Annotated in this window: 22 protein-coding genes; 12 read left to right on the forward strand and 10 right to left on the reverse strand. The window is 40.0% G+C overall.

Going from position 1 to position 17,612, the window contains the following annotated elements:
- Positions 1-58: 58 nt before the first annotated feature.
- Positions 59-607 carry a thioredoxin family protein gene (locus MHI35_RS03990; protein ID WP_144522561.1) on the forward strand — a complete coding sequence of 183 codons (549 nt, stop codon included), beginning with the start codon at positions 59-61 and terminating at the stop codon, positions 605-607.
- Positions 608-943: 336 nt separating this feature from the next.
- Positions 944-1,411, forward strand: coding sequence for a thiol-disulfide oxidoreductase DCC family protein (locus MHI35_RS03995; protein ID WP_144522560.1), 468 nt, complete (start codon positions 944-946; stop codon positions 1,409-1,411).
- Between the two features lie 36 nt (positions 1,412-1,447).
- Here MHI35_RS03995 and MHI35_RS04000 read toward each other — a convergent pair whose 3' ends face one another.
- The gene (locus tag MHI35_RS04000; protein ID WP_211063677.1) at positions 1,448-2,704 is read right to left on the reverse strand and encodes a transcriptional regulator; all 1,257 of its coding nucleotides are present in this window, start codon (positions 2,702-2,704) and stop codon (positions 1,448-1,450) included.
- A gap of 272 nt (positions 2,705-2,976) precedes the next feature.
- On the opposite strand from MHI35_RS04000, the gene MHI35_RS04005 reads away from it, so the two are divergent.
- Positions 2,977-3,564 carry a nitroreductase family protein gene (locus tag MHI35_RS04005; RefSeq protein WP_335349660.1) on the forward strand — a complete coding sequence of 196 codons (588 nt, stop codon included), beginning with the start codon at positions 2,977-2,979 and terminating at the stop codon, positions 3,562-3,564.
- Positions 3,565-3,601: 37 nt separating this feature from the next.
- Here MHI35_RS04005 and MHI35_RS04010 read toward each other — a convergent pair whose 3' ends face one another.
- The 3 genes from MHI35_RS04010 to MHI35_RS04020 all read right to left on the reverse strand — a co-directional run bounded on the left by MHI35_RS04010 (position 3,602) and on the right by MHI35_RS04020 (position 4,878).
- Positions 3,602-3,757, reverse strand: coding sequence for a YfhD family protein (locus MHI35_RS04010; protein ID WP_012009317.1), 156 nt, complete (start codon positions 3,755-3,757; stop codon positions 3,602-3,604).
- Between the two features lie 61 nt (positions 3,758-3,818).
- Positions 3,819-3,929: a YfhE family protein gene (locus tag MHI35_RS04015; RefSeq protein ID WP_017358836.1), complete on the reverse strand. Its 111-nt coding sequence runs from the start codon at positions 3,927-3,929 to the stop codon at positions 3,819-3,821.
- A 52-nt stretch (positions 3,930-3,981) separates the two neighbouring features.
- Positions 3,982-4,878 (reverse strand): TIGR01777 family oxidoreductase, encoded by an 897-nt coding sequence (locus MHI35_RS04020; RefSeq protein WP_335349659.1) that lies wholly within the window; start codon positions 4,876-4,878, stop codon positions 3,982-3,984.
- 94 nt (positions 4,879-4,972) lie between these two features.
- On the opposite strand from MHI35_RS04020, the gene recX reads away from it, so the two are divergent.
- Complete coding sequence (gene recX / locus MHI35_RS04025) at positions 4,973-5,764, forward strand: recombination regulator RecX (protein WP_012009320.1); 792 nt, start codon at positions 4,973-4,975, stop codon at positions 5,762-5,764.
- Positions 5,765-5,767: 3 nt separating this feature from the next.
- On the forward strand, positions 5,768-6,082 hold the full coding sequence (locus tag MHI35_RS04030; protein WP_088001663.1) for a YfhH family protein: 315 nt from the start codon (positions 5,768-5,770) through the stop codon (positions 6,080-6,082).
- A gap of 22 nt (positions 6,083-6,104) precedes the next feature.
- On the opposite strand, the gene MHI35_RS04035 is transcribed toward MHI35_RS04030, so the two are convergent.
- A complete protein-coding gene (locus MHI35_RS04035; RefSeq protein WP_003217811.1) occupies positions 6,105-6,278 on the reverse strand; it encodes a YpzG family protein in 174 nt (57 codons plus the stop codon).
- Positions 6,279-6,303: 25 nt separating this feature from the next.
- The gene (locus MHI35_RS04040; protein ID WP_003217849.1) at positions 6,304-6,453 is read right to left on the reverse strand and encodes a small, acid-soluble spore protein K; all 150 of its coding nucleotides are present in this window, start codon (positions 6,451-6,453) and stop codon (positions 6,304-6,306) included.
- Positions 6,454-6,569: 116 nt separating this feature from the next.
- Here MHI35_RS04040 and MHI35_RS04045 point away from each other — a divergent pair, with 116 nt between their 5' ends.
- The 3 genes from MHI35_RS04045 to MHI35_RS04055 all read left to right on the forward strand — a co-directional run bounded on the left by MHI35_RS04045 (position 6,570) and on the right by MHI35_RS04055 (position 10,798).
- Positions 6,570-6,842 carry a YfhJ family protein gene (locus MHI35_RS04045; RefSeq protein ID WP_012009323.1) on the forward strand — a complete coding sequence of 91 codons (273 nt, stop codon included), beginning with the start codon at positions 6,570-6,572 and terminating at the stop codon, positions 6,840-6,842.
- A 290-nt stretch (positions 6,843-7,132) separates the two neighbouring features.
- Positions 7,133-8,116: a glycosyltransferase family 2 protein gene (locus MHI35_RS04050; RefSeq protein ID WP_003217835.1), complete on the forward strand. Its 984-nt coding sequence runs from the start codon at positions 7,133-7,135 to the stop codon at positions 8,114-8,116.
- 87 nt (positions 8,117-8,203) lie between these two features.
- Positions 8,204-10,798 (forward strand): YfhO family protein, encoded by a 2,595-nt coding sequence (locus MHI35_RS04055; protein ID WP_335349658.1) that lies wholly within the window; start codon positions 8,204-8,206, stop codon positions 10,796-10,798.
- 22 nt (positions 10,799-10,820) lie between these two features.
- On the opposite strand, the gene MHI35_RS04060 is transcribed toward MHI35_RS04055, so the two are convergent.
- The gene (locus MHI35_RS04060; protein WP_335349657.1) at positions 10,821-11,954 is read right to left on the reverse strand and encodes an FAD-dependent oxidoreductase; all 1,134 of its coding nucleotides are present in this window, start codon (positions 11,952-11,954) and stop codon (positions 10,821-10,823) included.
- Positions 11,955-12,160: 206 nt separating this feature from the next.
- Here MHI35_RS04060 and MHI35_RS04065 point away from each other — a divergent pair, with 206 nt between their 5' ends.
- Complete coding sequence (locus tag MHI35_RS04065) at positions 12,161-12,628, forward strand: DinB family protein (protein WP_335349656.1); 468 nt, start codon at positions 12,161-12,163, stop codon at positions 12,626-12,628.
- Between the two features lie 2 nt (positions 12,629-12,630).
- Here MHI35_RS04065 and MHI35_RS04070 read toward each other — a convergent pair whose 3' ends face one another.
- The 3 genes from MHI35_RS04070 to MHI35_RS04080 form a co-directional block, all read right to left on the reverse strand.
- Positions 12,631-13,053 (reverse strand): regulatory YrvL family protein, encoded by a 423-nt coding sequence (locus MHI35_RS04070; RefSeq protein ID WP_335349655.1) that lies wholly within the window; start codon positions 13,051-13,053, stop codon positions 12,631-12,633.
- A 68-nt stretch (positions 13,054-13,121) separates the two neighbouring features.
- Positions 13,122-14,285: an oxalate decarboxylase family bicupin gene (locus MHI35_RS04075; protein ID WP_268496505.1), complete on the reverse strand. Its 1,164-nt coding sequence runs from the start codon at positions 14,283-14,285 to the stop codon at positions 13,122-13,124.
- 94 nt (positions 14,286-14,379) lie between these two features.
- On the reverse strand, positions 14,380-14,544 hold the full coding sequence (locus MHI35_RS04080) for a YvrJ family protein (protein ID WP_003217819.1): 165 nt from the start codon (positions 14,542-14,544) through the stop codon (positions 14,380-14,382).
- 166 nt (positions 14,545-14,710) lie between these two features.
- Here MHI35_RS04080 and MHI35_RS04085 point away from each other — a divergent pair, with 166 nt between their 5' ends.
- The 3 genes from MHI35_RS04085 (at position 14,711) to MHI35_RS04095 (ending at position 17,605) form a co-directional block, all read left to right on the forward strand.
- Positions 14,711-15,313 carry a sigma-70 family RNA polymerase sigma factor gene (locus MHI35_RS04085; protein ID WP_335349654.1) on the forward strand — a complete coding sequence of 201 codons (603 nt, stop codon included), beginning with the start codon at positions 14,711-14,713 and terminating at the stop codon, positions 15,311-15,313.
- Positions 15,261-15,482 carry a sigma-O factor regulator RsoA gene (rsoA, locus tag MHI35_RS04090; RefSeq protein ID WP_029707333.1) on the forward strand — a complete coding sequence of 74 codons (222 nt, stop codon included), beginning with the start codon at positions 15,261-15,263 and terminating at the stop codon, positions 15,480-15,482. The genes MHI35_RS04085 and rsoA overlap by 53 nt, the downstream gene beginning before the upstream one ends.
- A 1,280-nt stretch (positions 15,483-16,762) precedes the next feature.
- Positions 16,763-17,605: a DUF6602 domain-containing protein gene (locus MHI35_RS04095; protein WP_211063669.1), complete on the forward strand. Its 843-nt coding sequence runs from the start codon at positions 16,763-16,765 to the stop codon at positions 17,603-17,605.
- The last annotated feature ends 7 nt before the right edge of the window (positions 17,606-17,612 follow it).

Below are 17,612 nucleotides of genomic sequence, written 5' to 3' on the forward strand. Positions count from 1 at the left end.
TTTTTTAGACAAAAGAATAGAAAAAGTGGTAAAGTTGAAGAGTAAGGGGGATGTAAATATGACATTAAATGAATGGTTTAAAAAGGGATTAACTGAACGTACATATGTACACAACATGGAGAAAAACCGAGAAAATTTACTCACGGTGTACAACCAGTACGCAATTCATCAAAAAGAAAAAGAGCTGCTTCAAAAGCTGCAAAAGAAAAAGCTCAGAGCGCTTGTCATTACAGCTGATTGGTGTGGAGATGCGATGGTCAATGTACCCATTTTCATGCGTATCGCAAGTGAAGCACTCATTGATTCGCGCTATTTCATTCGGGACGAGCATCTAGATCTGATGGATCAGTATTTAACGAACGGGACCGCAAGATCAATTCCGATTATCGTGATCATTGATCAGGACGGAAATGAAGTAGGTAAATGGGGACCACGCTCAACTGATGCACAGCGCTTTGTTGATGAGAAAAAACCAGACAAGGATGCACCTGATTTTGAGGAAGCTTTTCAAGCATTTGCGAAAGAAGCCGCACATCACTATACGACAGATCGTTACTTATGGAAAGATATTGAGAAAGAAATAGTAGAAGTTTTGGAAAAAATATAAACCAAAAGACTACTTCGCCGCAACGGGAAGTAGTCTTTTTTTATCTTGTTTTTGCGTCTCACCTACAAAACACCGCATAAAGATGTAGAAAAACCGCAGAATTCTACCAAAAACCGCAGAAAACCGCAACGCATCACGATTTTCCCAACCATTTTTAGTTGAAAAACCTCATATGTGCCATGAAAACCTCAATTTTGCCCTTATCTAAAGGCTCATATAACGCACGTTGGTTTGCTTTTTCCCAATACAAGAGGCCCAGCAACTATAGTAATCTAGTTGTAATCTCCTTTGAACGAACTAAAAAACAAATGACGGAAAAGGGCTGGCGATCAATCTATGAAAAAAATCATTTATCTCGATCAAGAAAAAAAGAAGCTCGCTGAATCGAAAAAAAGAGAACAGCGTTCCATCAAATCACTTAGGCTGCTTGTGTTTTATGACGGGCAAAGCCCTTCATGTGCAAAAGCGATGGATTTGTTGAAAGCTCTCGATTGGAAGAATCGTATTCATTTCGAATCCTTTCGACACTCGCAGCTGCTCAAACTGAACAAAATAAGTGAAGAAAAGGCAGAAAAGCGAATCGTGTCAATTTCCTTAGCCAAAAATCAAAAAAACTCAGGGATCTATACATGGTTGAAAATTGCTTGCAATATCCCTGCATTATGGGGAACGATCCCATTCATTGTACTCAGCATTTGGTTAGGTTTTGGTCAGCATGCGTACGATTACTTTGCGAAAAAACGGTATGTTCATTCAGTCAAACAAGTCACCCGTCCTGATACAGATCAACAGAAGACCATTTAATGAATAGGAAAAGCATGACCTTCGAACGGCAGAAGGTCATGCTTTTTTGTAATAGGGGATGTATGATGCAAGATGTTGAAGCAACGTTCTCGTGTAGGTCATAAACGCATGCTCATCAAGCTCAGAACCCGCATAGGAAAGCAAGGTTCTAAGAGCAAACAAGTACTCACTGTGCAGCTCATTTTGTTTAAAGTAAGGAAGGGCTGCTTCGATCAAATAGGTTTTCAAATCAAGAGGATTTTCCTCAATCATCAATTTATAGATTTTGATCATATATAAACAGTTTGGCTGAATACGAGGCTGTTTTAACAGCTCATGTATGTAGGGAAGTGCCTTTTTGCGGTCGTATTCAGCATATAATGTCGCAATTTCATACAGAGTTTCACAGTAACGGTCTTCTATCTGTTCTTGATTAAAGTAATTGAGTGAATCTAGTAAATAAGGCACAGCTGAAGAAAAATCGCCTTCCCGTTTTAAGAGCACACCGTAATAAAAATAAGCGGTCATTTTAATATAGGCATCAGGATAAAGGGACGTGTGCAAAATCACTTCTTTTAAATATTTCTTCGCTGTTTGAAAAGCTTTTAGTTCCAGTGAGATCACGCCATGAATGAGTGTGCAGTGAATGATCCGCTTGAAATTGTTCTTTTGTCTATATAAATCCATCGCTTGATGGGTTGCTTCAAGCGCATCTCCAAGTTGTCCCATGTTTCCAAGTGCTTTTGCATAGTGATAATACAGGTCACTCTGTTCAACAGACGCGTAAGAAAAGCAGCTCTCAAGTTTCTTAATGCCTTCTTCAAGCTGACCATTTTGAATAAGATGAATGCCATCTAGATATTCAAATATCTCTTTTTCCGTTTCAATAAAGGTTTTTTCAAACTTTTTAAGCACGCGATGTGTTTTTAAGGCAAGCGGCTGCTTGTCCGATAATAAATAAAATTGAAATAAGGACAAATGATACTGAATGCCTAAATCGAGCGAAAAGAATTGTTCCTCGTGCTGAATGATCATTTCTGCATTTTGTTCAGCTTGATCGAGTGCATAGAAATACATATTCATTTGAAACTCATCCAAGAGTGACAGCAGATGACGCGCCTTTTGTGACAGCGTTTCTTGACTGATACCAAGTCGTTCAAGCAGTAAATTGATCGTATCTTGATTGGCCTCCTTTGAGCCATTTTCGATTTTACTTAAATGAGAGACAGAACAAATTCCTTCTGCCAATTCAGATTGGGTCATATTTTGTTTATACCGGTAGAGCTTAATGATTTGTCCGATATTGATTTTCATTCCATCCAGAAGCCTCCCTTCCAATCATGGGTTGAAAGCCTTTTGACAAAAAAACCGAATCAGACAAAATGGGAATACCTAAAATCATTTCATCATCTTGGCTTTTTTCTCAAAATTTGTTTAAAACGTAATATGATTGTAACATTACTTGAAAAACTCAAACAACTTTTTAGCAGAAGGGAGGGGAAACACCATTTGCAACTGCACGAAATGATGTTTATAATGTGAATGAGAATCAATTTCAATTAAGATTGATTGAAAGGATGACACATATGCCAGAAATCAAACAACAAACAGAAGCGTTAACGGTACGAGACGCTGTCAGATATAGACGATCGATTCGAAAATTTAAAGAAGCACCGGTGAGCATTGAGCAGCTTCAGCCGTTATTAGAGGATGCGGTCTATGCACCGAATCATAAAATCACGGAGCCGTGGCGCTTTCTATATGCGGTGACGGATGAAGCGAAAGCAACATTTGTTGAACGCTTCATTGCGTTCTTCAAACGCAACAATCCAGATGCAAAGGAAGAAAAGATCAATCAATATAGAGATTACTTTTCAAAAGTTCCAGCCCTTTTACTTGTGGTGTTAAAGGAAGACGAGAATCCAGTAGTAAGGAATGATGATTTTGCCGCTGTGAGCGCGCTTATTCAAAACTTCCAGCTGCTTGCCTGGAATCAAGGAATCGGTATGGTCTGGAAGAGCGGCCGCATCTTATACGACAAAGGCTTTCAACAGGACATGGGCTTAAAGGAAAACGAGCGATTTGCTGCCATCCTTCATATTGGTTATCCAGAAGAGGTGCCTGAGGAAAAATCACGTCAGAAAGCATCAAGTCTTCTTACAGAAATTAAATAAAAGAAAAGCAGACCGCTAGAGGGTCTGCTTTTTTTACTTATTGTTTTTTGGCGCGCTGGTCGGCTGCTTTCATACGTGCCATTGCTTTTACGTCATTCGGATCTGCAAGTTCTTTGGAAAATTCAACATATTCGCCATCCGACTCTTGTGCTGCAAGCTCGTGGTTGGTTTTTTGGTGTTGGTCTTTTTTCAAAGCCTTTCCCTCCTTTACAAGATCACTTTAGTTATGTGCTTGTTGGAGTGGAATATCCATCTTATTTGTTTCTTTTTTCTGCTGCTCTTTCCGCTTTTTTGAATTCCTGCTGATACAGGACTTCCTGGGTTTTCTTCAGCTTTGAAGTTGGCTGGTGTTCTTTTTTCTTCATCAAAATCGCCCCCTCATCTCATTTTTAATAGGATGGGTGTTTTTGACAACAATTATTCCTTTGAATGCAAAATCGCTTCTTTTAATTCAGAATGTAAAAAGTCATAAGAAGAAAGCAATGCCTTTTTCGGCAGCGCACGCTGTCCTTCTAAAACAAGTAATGACATTTCGCCAAGTGCCGTTCGAATGACAAAGGATGGGACCTTCAGCCAGTGAGGGCGGTGAAGGGCAGACGCAATCGTTTGTCCGAGCTGCTTCATTTGAACAGGATTCGGTGATGTGACATTGAGTGGACCTGATATGTCGTCATTGTGTATGGCATAAGCAATGAGATGTGCTACATCTTCGACATGGACCCATGAAACCCATTGCGAGCCGGAGCCAATCGTTCCGCCAGCAAATAGTTTATATGGCAGTGTCATTAGTGGCAGTGTCCCTTTTTCTCCTAATACGACGCCGAAGCGTGTGTAGACCGTACGAATGCCGAGTGCTTCAATCTTTTGCCCCTCAGCTTCCCAAAGTTTAGACGTATGACTTAAGAAATCAGTATCCGCAGGAGGTGATTCCTCTGTGAAATCTCCTGTTTGAGACGTGCCATAAATGCCAACAGCACTTGCTTGAATGAGCACAGATGGTTTCGATTCCTGCGCTTCTATAATGCGTCTCACTTCTTGTGTGGATTGAATACGGCTAGAGAGGATGCCTTCTTTTGCCTTGTCTGTCCAGCGGGTGAAAATGGATTTTCCAGCAAGGTTAATCCAGACATCAATCGCAGGCAATTCATGCTCAGGCGCAGCACCTTCTGTCAGCCACTGCACATAGTGTAAATGATTTTGTTCGGATTCCTTCGGATTTCTTGTTAAAATATATAGATGATGTCCTTCAGCAGCGAGCACTTTCGTGATGTGCTGGCCGATAAAACCGGTTCCTCCGGTGATGGCGATATTCACTTGACATCTCTCCTCTCATATACATACCTATATCTTTCACGATTTTGAATCAGAAGAAACATCCTGACTGTTTGAAAAAAGGAGTGATCACAGGATGCCCTATATTACAAAAATCTCTGCTCAAAAAAACAATACAGAGCGGGTGAACATCTTTCTTGATGAAAAGTACGCCTTTAGCGTGGATCTAGATGTGCTCGTTCAGCACGATTTGAAAAAAGGAAAAGAGCTGGACGAAGCCGATATCATCGACATTCAATTCGGTGATGCTGTGAAAAAAGGATTTCAGCAGGCCGTTGATTATTTATCCTACCGGATGAGATCAGTGAAGGAAGTCACTGATTATTTGACGAAAAAAGAAATCCCGGCACCTGCCATTAGTGAAATTATACACAAATTAAAGCATTACAAGTATGTAAATGATCTCGAATTTGCAGAAGCTTATGTCAGCACCCACCGTAAAACGAACAGCAAAGGGCCGTCCGTTCTGAAAAAAGAGCTAAAGCTCAAAGGAATAGAGGATGACCACATTGAACAAGCACTATCGCAATATCCTGATGACTTACAGCTGGAGGAAGCTGTGAAGCAGGTTCAGAAGCTTGTGAGAAAAGAAAAAAATCGTTCCACAAAAGAGATCGAGCAGCGCATCAAGCTACAGTTGCAGCGAAAGGGATTTTCGTTTGAGATCATTGATAAAGCCCTTCAAGAAGCCTATGATGGACAAGAAGAGGAAAAGGAAGAAGAAGCGCTCCTTTATATGATGGAGAAGGCAAAACGCAAGGTAGGATACGACGGGTCATTTGAAAAGAAGATGAAGGTGAAGCAATTTTTATTCAGAAAAGGCTTTGATCTCGACACAATTGATCACGTTTTAGACAAAGGGGAATGACAGATGGACAAACGTTATAGTGAGATGACGGAATACGAATTGAAGCAAGAGATTGCCTCTCTTTCTGAAAAAGCACGAAAGGCTGAGCAGCTTGGCATTGTGAATGAATATGCCGTCTTAGAACGGAAAATCGATATGGCCAAAGCCTACTTAGTAGATCCAGCCTTGATTCAAACCAAAACGACCTATCAAATCAAAGACACAGACGAAGCGTTTTATGTGGAATATTTAAATGGTGTATTTGCGTGGGGATACAGACTATCAGCTCCAAATAAGGAAGATGCCCTACCGATTTCAATGCTTACGAAAAAGGACTGATCCTAGAGATCAGTCCTTTTCTCTACTTCGAACGTTGTTTACGGACGTTGTTCTGAAGTACGATGTCGTGCTGCGTTTGCTGCGTTTCTCCGTTGACCTGAGAGGCAGAATGCTTTGCATTCGCCCATGGTTGAGGGTAAGCGGTTGTCCTTAATTGAACAAAGTCTTCCATATACGATTTCCCATTTGAACTCATATCTCAAGCACTCCCTTTGGAAAAATTAGCGTTTCCCTGATGCCCTCATTCGTTCCTGTGGACGTGTATTCGTCTCACCATTCGGCCTTTTAGACGCATAAGCATCTGTGGCGCCTGGCTCGCCTTCAAATTTGTGATTCACTTGATTTGGAAAGCCTTTTGCTTTATTACGCATATCGATTCCCTCCAAACAATACAAATCATTTGCGTCTTTTGAAGACGTAAGGGTAGTATATGAAAAAAGAGGTTTTTTTAAAAAGGCACTTTCTGCTAGATGAAGGAGGAACAGGCATGGAACAATACTTTGAGCGATTAACAGAACAACTAATGGAAAAAAATAATATGCTGACATATGACGAAGCACGTACATGGGTAGAGTTGCTTTGGAGTGATTTTGAAACGACCTATGCAAAGGCTGGCCACAAGTATAAAGGACAAGACACAACTGAACGGATTGTCCAAGAATGGATTGAGAGCTACGGTGCGCAGCTGCATTTATTCCAAAATAAACAATCAAAGGCAAACGATCATCTACAAGGGCAGAATAAAGGGTTACTTCATTAAAAGAAGGGCCCTCTCATCTTTTTCAATAAATAGGAAAATATATAAAGAAGCAAACAATTTTATGATGCAATACCCAGTCTGTGATCGAAATTACAGGCTTTTTACAATGGTTAAACTTAAAATTACATTAAATTCATCTTACTGAAAATCACTGGAAATAAAACTTTGATATAATGGAACGATTAAAGAGACATGTAATTTATGGATAATAAAAAAGGGTTTCGTTTTCTGACAAAAAAGGAATAATGAACATATCAGACTATGTGAAAAAAGTGAAGAGAAGGTGCGATATGGAACGAGAATTGCTCTCTGTTATAATTCCTTCTTACAATGAAGGTGAAAACATCAGACGAATCTTTGAGGCACTCGAGGAAGAGTTTCGCGATTTTCATTATGACTTTGAAATCATTTTTGTGAATGATGGAAGCAAAGACAATACACTTCAATACATGAGAGAGCTCTCTCGCAAAAGTGCAAAGGTCAAATACATTTCTTTCTCGCGTAACTTTGGGAAGGAAGCCGCTATTTTGGCAGGACTTGAATATGCGAAGGGAGTAGCTGCGATCATCATGGACGCCGACCTGCAACACCCAACGTATTTGATTCAGGACTTCGTCAGAGGATATGAAGAAGGATACCATCAAGTCATTGCCAAACGAAACCGTAAAGGAGACAGCAAGCTTCGCTCTTACTTATCATCCATGTACTATAAAGTGATGAACAAGGTAGTCGAAGTGGACTTGCGTGATGGCGTCGGAGATTTCCGTTTAATTTCTCGCCAAGCAATCGATGCATTGCTTCAGCTAAAAGAAGGAAATCGTTTTTCAAAAGGGCTTTTTTGCTGGATTGGGTTTGAAGAAAAGGTGATCTATTATGAAAATGTAGAAAGACAGCATGGTGATACTAAATGGTCACTAAAGAAGTTGTTTAACTACGGCATAGATGGCGTCATTTCTTTTAACAACCGCCCGCTGCGTATTTGTTTTTATACTGGCATACTGATCTTATTCCTTTCTTTGATTTACATCGTGGCCACCTTTATTCAAATCGTCAGAACGGGCGTGATGGTACCTGGTTATTTCACTTTAATATCGGCTGTGCTTTTCCTCGGAGGTGTCCAGCTTTTGAGTCTAGGTGTGATTGGAGAATATATTGGCCGCATTTATTATGAAACGAAAAAGAGGCCGCATTATTTGATCCAAGAATCAAATGTCATGCAGCAAGAGACAAGCTCTAAGGAACAAGATCGAGTGTTAACACAGTTATTTAAATAAAGTGGAGTCACATAACCGGCAAGCACGATTCGCTTGCTGGGTTGTTTTGTTTCAAAGAACAATGGATCTTTTCTGGAAAGGATTTAGATGATGAAACGTAGATGGATAATCATTGGAATGTGCCTCATTCTTGCATTATTAGGCCACTCCTTTTTCTTATATGAATATACGCAAGGCCGGTACATGACAGGAGATGGGGATGGCATTTCGCAAATGCTCCCATTTAAAAAGCTGCTTTACGACGAATATGTCAAAGGGAATTTCTTTTATTCCTATCAATTCGGTCTAGGCGGCGGTACATACACGCAATTAGGGTATTATTTCACAACGTCGACGGTTTTTATGGTCACAGTCGCTGTCGTCTGGCTGATGAATGCGCTCCATCTCATACAGTCAACGGACATTCATTTTTGGGCAAATGCCGTGATTTGGCTGAGCGTGATCAAGCTGACGCTTATTCTTTTCATCGCTTACCGTGTGCTTCTTTCAATGGTTCAAAATAGATTGGGTGCACTGACGGGTGCCGCAATCTATGGACTATCTATTGTATATTTCCGGCATCAAACGTTTTGGGAATTTTTCACCGATAGCATGATGTGGCTTCCGCTACTTGTGCTTGGGGTGGAGCGGATATTCAAAACGGGTAAGCCCGCTTGGTTTATTGCGAGTTGCAGTTTGATGCTGATCAACAATTTTTACTTTGCTTATATTCACTTTATCTTTTTAGCGATCTATCTTGTTTTCAGATATATGATCAAGCTAAGAAGTGAGGAGCGCGGGTGGAAGGTATTCTGGACGCTGGCGATCTCTACACTGTTATCCTTTGGAATTAGTGCCGCCTTTTTTATCCCGTCTGTTTATGGCTTTCTTAACAATATAAGACCACCGTATGAACAGGCGATTCCTTGGTTTGACCTGCATGATCATCTGCTGTTTACGAGTAGGGTGTATTTATTACCTGTGATTTTTCTGATTTGTCTTTTTCTCGTACCGCTTTACCGGAACAGATGGTTTTTCATGTTCACATCCATTAGTATCCTGCTCATTATTTTTCACTTTAGCCCAAAGATGGCGAGTGTGTTTAATGGTTTTTCGGCACCGCAGTACAGATTTGAATACATTCTTGCCTTTACAGTTGGAGCGGTCGTTGCCATCACGATCAAGCATTTTTCACAAATCGAGTGGAAGTGGAAAAAGCGTGCAGTCTTAGGCGCTTGGATCGTGTTCCTTCTCGCAGTCGCCCTTTCAGAACGAGCAAAGGGAAACATGGATGTCGTTGTGTTTACAGGCATAGGACTGCTTGTCATTAGCTTGTTCTTCCTATGGATGCATGCGGAAAAACGTCAGCATCTTCGTCTCTTTTCAGCAGTGCTCATCGTTGTGAGCTTACTGACAGCAGGCGTGTATCAGCAGGGCTACTTATTTGAAAGAAGCAATATAAAGAGCGTATCAGATACGTATCTGAATAGTGAGGCATATGCTGGACATGAGCAAATGAAGCTCATTCAGCAGATTCAAAGCCGCTCTTCAAAAGATCCGCTTGCCCGGATTGATTGGATGAACGGCGTGCGCAACAACACCCCGTTATTTGAAGGCTTTCAAGGCATGAGTGCGTATTCAAGTATATTGAATCAGCATTTGCTCAATTTCTATTGGAATGACCTGCAAATCGATATGGGACGGGAAAGTGTCAGCCGGTATGCAACAATGGGGGACAGGGCGAATTTATACAGCCTGACCTACGGAAAGTATTATATGAGAGACAGTATGATGCCTTACTCACCCCCAACTTATTTTAAGCCAATCTTGAAAAGTGAGCATTATGAGGTATATGAAAATACTCGGTCACTGCCATTTGCAAGAACAACGAGCACCATTTATTCAGAGCAATCCTTAAAGAACGCCTCAGCACTTGATAAAGAGCATGCGATGTTGCAAGGCGTCATTCTAGACAAAAAAGGAAACGCTGAAATCGAGCGTACAGCAGATCGAGTCAAAGATACGAATATTCATACGGAACAAGCTGTATACGAACATGGCGTGCTTGATGTATACGGAGAAATGGGCGGTCTGAATATCACACTGCCAGATGACATTGCTCGCGCTGGGGATGTGTATGTGAGCTTTTATGTGAAACGGACTGACCGTAACGAAGGATTTCAGTTATCCGTTGACGACTATGTCACATCACGAAAAAGCAATACATCCATCTATAAAACTGGCGTCAATGAAGTGACGATTCGGGTCCCTGCGGAAAAGATCCTCTCCATTCGAGTACCAAAAGGGACATATGAGCTCAATCAACTGAAGCTGTATCATGAACCTTACCGCGCTCTAGAGAAAGCATATGAAAAAGAAAAACAGGATAATGGCAGCCAGCAAGTAAAGCTTAAAAATAACCGCTTTACGATTTCATATGATAACAAGCGCGGCGATGATTACATGATTCTGCCCGTTCCATATGAAAAAGGCTGGGAGCTCACGGTGAACGGACACAAAACCGATATTGAACAAGCCAACTACACGTTTATCGGTTTTCCAATAGAAAAAGGAAAAAACGAGATTGTGCTAACCTACTATCCGCCTTATATCAGAATTCTCGCATTGATTTCACTCGTCAGTTTGATTGGTGCGATCCTCTATGCACGGAGAAAACACAAGAAACACCACTTTTCAGCATAAGTGGTGTTTTTTTTCTTTCATCTCATACGTAAGTTTCTTCATCCCATTCAATCGTGTATTCGTTCATTTTTTTATCAATATCGTTTTGAATACTCATGTGCTGAAATAGCGCATTCAATTCTTCTGTCCTCTTTCTTCGATCCTTTTCATAATAATAGAACGCATCTCGATAATCATGATCCCTTAGCATCTTTGCTATGAGCATGGCATCTTCTAGACTATATGATGCTCCTTGACCAACAAAAGGATTCGCCGTATGTACCGCATCACCTACAAGAACAACACGTCCTTTTGACCACACAGGAAAATCCTTTATTTCATAGATACTTCTTGGAAAGAACATGTTAGTATGATCGATGATGTCAGAAAGGTGTTTAGGAATGTTCCAATGTTCCATTTGTTTATATAATAACTGTCGGATGGTTTCTTTATTGGCTTTCTCAAAATGTTTTGTAGGTAACTTATCAGGACACTGAGAGAAAGCTTGCCATAAAATATTCATTTTATTTGTTGGATGCGCTTTCCCAAAAATGAATTGAAAGTTTCCGTCATTGTAAAAATAACTTGTTGTCTCATCCAATACAAAATCCTTCACAAACGATACTCCTTGTAGTCCCCAAAAACCGCTATAGTCTAATTTAGCATTAAACGCAATAGCCTCTCTTGTTTTAGAAAAAGTTCCATCTGCTCCTATTACGATATCACCTGTTATCACAGTTTCATCTTCAAAAAGAACCTGAACGGAATGAGGCTGCTGTTTGATCGAGGTTAACTTTTTGTTGTATTTCACTTCTATACCTTGGCGGTGAACTTCTTTTAAAAGTGATTGGATGATTTGGTCTCTCATGACGTTCAGTAAAGGGGCATCATAATATTTTTCACTATAATTGTGAAAGATCGCTTCTACTTCATTTTCACTGTTTATTTGCTGGATCTTCTTTATCACGGTTGCATTTGCTATCACTTCATTTTTACACCCGATTCCATCCAAAATCTTTACCCCATTTGGAGACAGTAAAAAACCTGCTCCTGTTTCTAATTCTTCATCTGACCTGCTTTCATAAATCGTACTTTCCATTCCAGCCTTTTTTAAAAATAACGCAGTAGCCAATCCTGCTACACCACTGCCGATAATAATCACATTTTGAGATTTCATTATTTTACCTCCTATTTTATAAACAGACCGGTCGGTTTATTTTAGTGCGAAAAAATAAGCTTTTTCATATAGGACAGCGTATCACAATTCCCCCTTTTCATTTGGTAATTAAAGTATATGATAATATGTTATAAACGATTTAGCAAGAATGAAACTAACCAATTTCTAATCAACTTCTTTTAAAAACCTGAAGGGGATAACAAAACATGAACAAAGACACCGTGCTAAAACACTATGAACACACCCTTGAATGGGTACAGTCACTAGTGGAAGTAACAGACGAAAAATGGCGTCGCGCCTTAGCTGATGGAAAGTGGAGCATTTCTGAGATCATCGCACATTTTGTTCCGTGGGATGAATTTATTTTACACGATCGCCTAAAGGAATTTTGGAACGATCGGGCGTTATGTAAGGCACCGGATGTGCACGAAATGAATCGACAGTCAGCCGAAAGGGCAAGACACGAAGAGAGAAGCGAGACGATCGGTCGGTTTATTGCTGTCAGAACAGAATTGCTTCAAGAAATGAAGAAAATCGAAGCATCTCGCTGGACTACACCCTTTCTGATCGGTCAAACCGAGCTGACGTTATCAAGTTATTTTCAAGGTTTGATTAAGCATGATATTCATCATATGGAGCAGGTCAAACAAGCGCTCTCAACAGAGAGACGATAGCCTCACGATGCTTCTTTCTCAAATGGAAACGTCGCATAATCAAACAAAAAATGAAATAGCCAAAGACTTAGCGCAAAGAGAATTTCTTCGGAAGTAGTCAGCAAAATGCCGTCAACCAATTCGTCTGATACATAGACAGCACCCCAAATAAACAAAAGGTGAAATAAAACAGCATAGAAAACGATGGATCGTTTTTTGGACCGACACTTGCGAACAAACCGCATGAGCACGTGTTCCAGATGTTCAAAAGAGATCCCGAGTACAAGATAGATGCCCATAAACAGTAGCAGCGATAAAATCGATTGATAAAAAGCACCCGTCAAATGAAAGAACAGCACACAAAACAACAAAAATATGTAACAGACAGCCGACGTCGCCATCAGCCACTTTAATCCTTGCCATAAAGCGTGAACAGATTGTTGCATGGGTAAACAACACTCCTTTACATGAAGATACCTGCAAAAAGGATAGCCTTTTTGCAGGTAGGTTGGAATCAATCCTCTTTTTTAGGTGCAGCGATGACAGGATGTTTTTCAGTATCAAGCAATTTCAAGAATTCTTCACCTTGATCTAAATGATCAAGAACAAGCTGTTTCGGTGTGACCGCAAGCCACTGATTGAGCGAGATATCTGCATAATGGTCGCTCTTGAAGATTTCTAAGAAATAAAGCGGCTCGTCACCTGTATTTTCTACATAATGTCCCATCGCAAATGGCACATAGCCAACGTCTCCCGCTTGATAGTTGAAGGTTCTCGCATGTCCATCAGAAGCAAAGACCGTCATTCGAGCTTTTCCAGAAATGAAATATTGCCATTCATCCGTATTTGGATGCCAGTGCAGCTCACGAATGGCGCCTGGATCGACTTTCACTAGAGCAGAGGCAATCGTTTTAGACGCTTTGAAATTGGTAGAATCCGCAATCCACACTTGTCCACCGCTTGACGTAATCGGCTCTTGTTTTAACAACTCATATTTAAAGGAATTTGGGACTTCACCTTGCTCTGTTTTCACCTTGTCACACTCAAGGGAACCAGGAATTCCTTTTTGGAAAATATACTTCTCTTTCTCTGGCAGTTTCTCAAATTGCTCCTTTGTCATTCCAAAGTTTTGGAGCACAACTTCCTCTGGCGTATGGGCAAGCCAATCAGTCACTTGGAACGTACTATTTTCAGAGAAAGACCCATCATCAAACACAAGCAAGAATTCAGCTCCCGGTTCAAGTGCTTGAATAGAATGCGGCAAGCCGGAAGGGAAGTACCACAAATCACCCTCGGTCACATCCTCTGTAAAATTGCGTCCCTCTGCATCAACTGATGTAATTCGGGCTTCTCCATAAATCATGTACGCCCATTCCGCTTCCTTATGCCAGTGCAGCTCACGAATCGCACCAGGCTTTAGTCGCATATTGACAGATGCAAGACTTTTAGAGATCGGCAGTTCACGTACCGTGACTTCTCTGGCGTAACCGCCTTTTTCTAAACGGTTGTGCGTATCAGAAAAAGAATATTTCAAGTTGGGAACCGTTCCATGATCGGTTTCTGGTGGCGTGAGCATATCTGGATTTTGTCTGTCTCGCTCGAGATTACGTGGAATTTTGACCGTTGCTCCTTTTTCTCCTCGAATCGGCTGCGGTACACCATTTTGCTTTTCACTCATGATAAAATCCCCTTTCAACATCGTATTGTGTGAGGTGACAAAAGGCCTTTCATTTCGCCCTCGTTTTCATAAGGTGAAACGAATCAAGAAGATGTCAATCTGATTCATCATTTTTTTGAACAGCGACCAATCGTTGGATGAGTTTGCTTAATTCATCAAACTTTCGTTCAAAACGTGTCAGCAAGTAAACTGTCAAAATGGCAGGAAAGCCAGCCTGACCGAGCTGCTTCAGCCATTCCTCGGAAAAAAAGGTCTCCATTTGTCTCACCTCCCAGCGGATGCTCGTCTTCTCTATAAGTGGTATGAAAGAAGAAATAGGAAATCAAAGGGGGAGAAAATGAACCATTAGACCCGTCTCACAAAGTTTACTTTTTTTAACTTTTGTCCACTTAATGCAAGTAGAGAGAACAAAGGGGAGGATGCACATGGATTATCGGCTGTTATTGAAAACAAAATGGAATGAAATCATTGATCACCCACTCATTCAGCAATTTTTAAGCAACCCTAAAAACCAGCAGCTGCTCCGGCAAGTCATGGAGGAGCCAAACGAAGAAAATGCGAAAAAACTAGATTCCGAGTTCAAGCAGTTTTATCAAAAAATCCGCATCATCAAGTATATTTCCACAATGATCCGCATCTTTTCAGTCGACTTTGACAAACGAGTCAAAAAAAAGCAGCAGCGATTTCCGCTCATACTCGATCATCCTGATACACAAGAAGTGAAAGATCCTGTTCAAACAGATACGTATGAAGCTGTGCTCTTCAACCAGCAAGACTTAGGGGAGTACCTACAAGACAAAAGATTGTACAAGGCCTACCAGCAGCTCACAGACAAACAAAAAATGGTCTTAACCCATATTTATGTTGAAGGTCAAACAATGAAAGAAATAGCCGACCGGCTAGGTGAAACGAGACAAAACATCTCAAACATCCACAAAAAAGCACTTAACAAACTAAAAGAAGAAACAGGGGGAGATGTCCGTGCACGAAGACAAAATGACCAATGGAGAAATGGAAGAACTCATTGAAACCTTCACACCCATGATCAAAAAGAAACTACAAAACACGGCATATCAAGAAAGAGAAGACCTCGAACAAGAACTTTATATCAAACTCATCGAAAAAATAGACCGGCTGATTTACCAAGAAGGACCTGGATTTTGGGAGTTTATTGTGGAATATATGACGAAGTTGTAAGAGAGGCTCTTGGTGCGAATGTGAGGTGAACATAAAATCCCCGGGACATTCGCACCTTTTTATTCGACAAAAATGAGAAAAAATGTATATTTTATGAAGGGGAAAATAAAATTCTATATTGAAATTTGTGGATTTTTACTATTATTTCCTAAAAAATGTTACAATTAGGGCAGAAATCGCAGTCGCACTCTATATGAGTGCGTGGATTGAAATAGGCTTTACGCCAAACAATTCCTTGCTGTGCTCTTGTCGCACTCTATATGAGTGCGTGGATTGAAATCATCTACTGCAAGCTTGTTTGCTTTTTGGAATGCCGTCGCACTCTATATGAGTGCGTGAATTTAAATAATGATTGTGTGACCATGCTCAGGTGCTTCTATGTGTCGCACTTTACATGAGTGTATGGATTGAGGTAGCTTGAAAGAAATGTTGACAGTTGAGCTTGATTTAGGGGTGAAAAACATGACTCTGGCTCAGTAGTCATGTTTTTAAATGAATTCAAAACTGTTGATGAAATAATGAACAAGTACCTTTAGAACAATAGTTTTTAATTAATAGGATTAAGAAAAATTTGGTGCGAATGTGAGGTGAACATAAAATCCCCGGGACATTCGCACCTTTTCATTCGACAAAATTGAGAAAAAATGTATATTATTTAGAGGTGAAAACAAAATTCTATATAGAAACATGAGGGTTTTGACTATGATTCCCTAAAAAATGTTATAATTAGGGCGGAAATCGTAGTCGCACTCTACATGAGTGCGTGGATTGAAATTGTTTTAAATTTTCACCTCCGTTATGGAATCATCGGTCGCACTCTACATGAGTGCGTAAATTGAAATTCCCATTTTTAATAAAGTGAACAACTTATTATAGTCGCACTCTACATGAGTGAGTGGATTGAAATTCAATGACTGAATAGATAATCGGGTTGTTTTCGTTGTCGCACTCTATATGAGTGCGTGGATTGAAATTTGAAATCTAGAATGTATTTTTCCATGATCATTTGTCGCACTCTACATGAGTGCGCGATTTTAAATGATTGTCTCTTAAACGGTTATGGCCACCTCAAATCCATCTTCTTACAACATCCTCTTTCAAATAGCCATCAAATATACTGTTCATTTGTATAGTGAAAACATGACTCATTGCAGTCATGTTTTTTTCTTCTTCTTTTTCCTAAATAAACCTTAAAAAATCTCAAAATAAGTCGAAATGAAAAGTAGTTATTTAGATTCAAATTTTATCCATTCGTAATGAATGATGAAGGAGGAATTGATTTGGGTGAAACGGAGCGAACCGGTAAAGTGGAGCAGCTGATCTTAGAGAATTATCAAAGATTAAACAGCATGATATCCGAAGAAGTAGACTTTGCTTCTAATCATGGTGGGCTGACAGGGGATTCTAGAGAAGTGATGTGGATGGAGTTTTTTCGGAAAATCATTCCTAAAAAATATTCATTAGCACAAGGTGTCATCATTATTGACTCAGAAGGAAATCATTCTAACGAAGTCGATATTGCCGTATTTGATGAACAGTATACACCGTATGTGTTCCAACACAATTCGTTGAAGTTTATACCGATTGAGGCGGTTGCGGTTGCTATTGAATGTAAAAGCTCTAATTTGAAAGAAAAAGGTTTAGAAGAATGGTCTGAAAAAATAAAACGGCTAACACCAAAAACAACAGGAATTGCTAGAATGGCTACAGGTTACTTTACAAGTGAAAGTAACACACAAAAGAGGACGCGTCCTTTACTCATTTTAGCAAGTAACTTTAAAAGAGAAGAGGACCAAACAATTTCAAATAAAGCAGCTGAATTAGCGGCGTCTTTTGATTTTATGCTCATGAAAAAAAGCAATGAATTTCAATTAAAAGTACCTAATGAACATGAACATCTAAGATGGTGGTCAAACGAATTAAATTGTTTCAAACAAGAAAAACGATCTAAGGAAGAAGAACAATTTCTAGATGAAAACAAACTCAGCGATTTACGTATTGATGGATACGATCTGTTGACACTAAATTTCCAATTAAATCAATTGCTGATGCTCATCAACAATCCCATGTTTTTCCCTCACTATGCATATGCCAAGCTGTTTCAGAAACAGATAACAAAGTGAAGAAAGG

It is taken from the genome of Bacillus sp. FSL K6-3459, from assembly GCF_038003305.1.
Classification (GTDB): Bacteria; Bacillota; Bacilli; order Bacillales; family Bacillaceae; genus Bacillus; species Bacillus pumilus_O.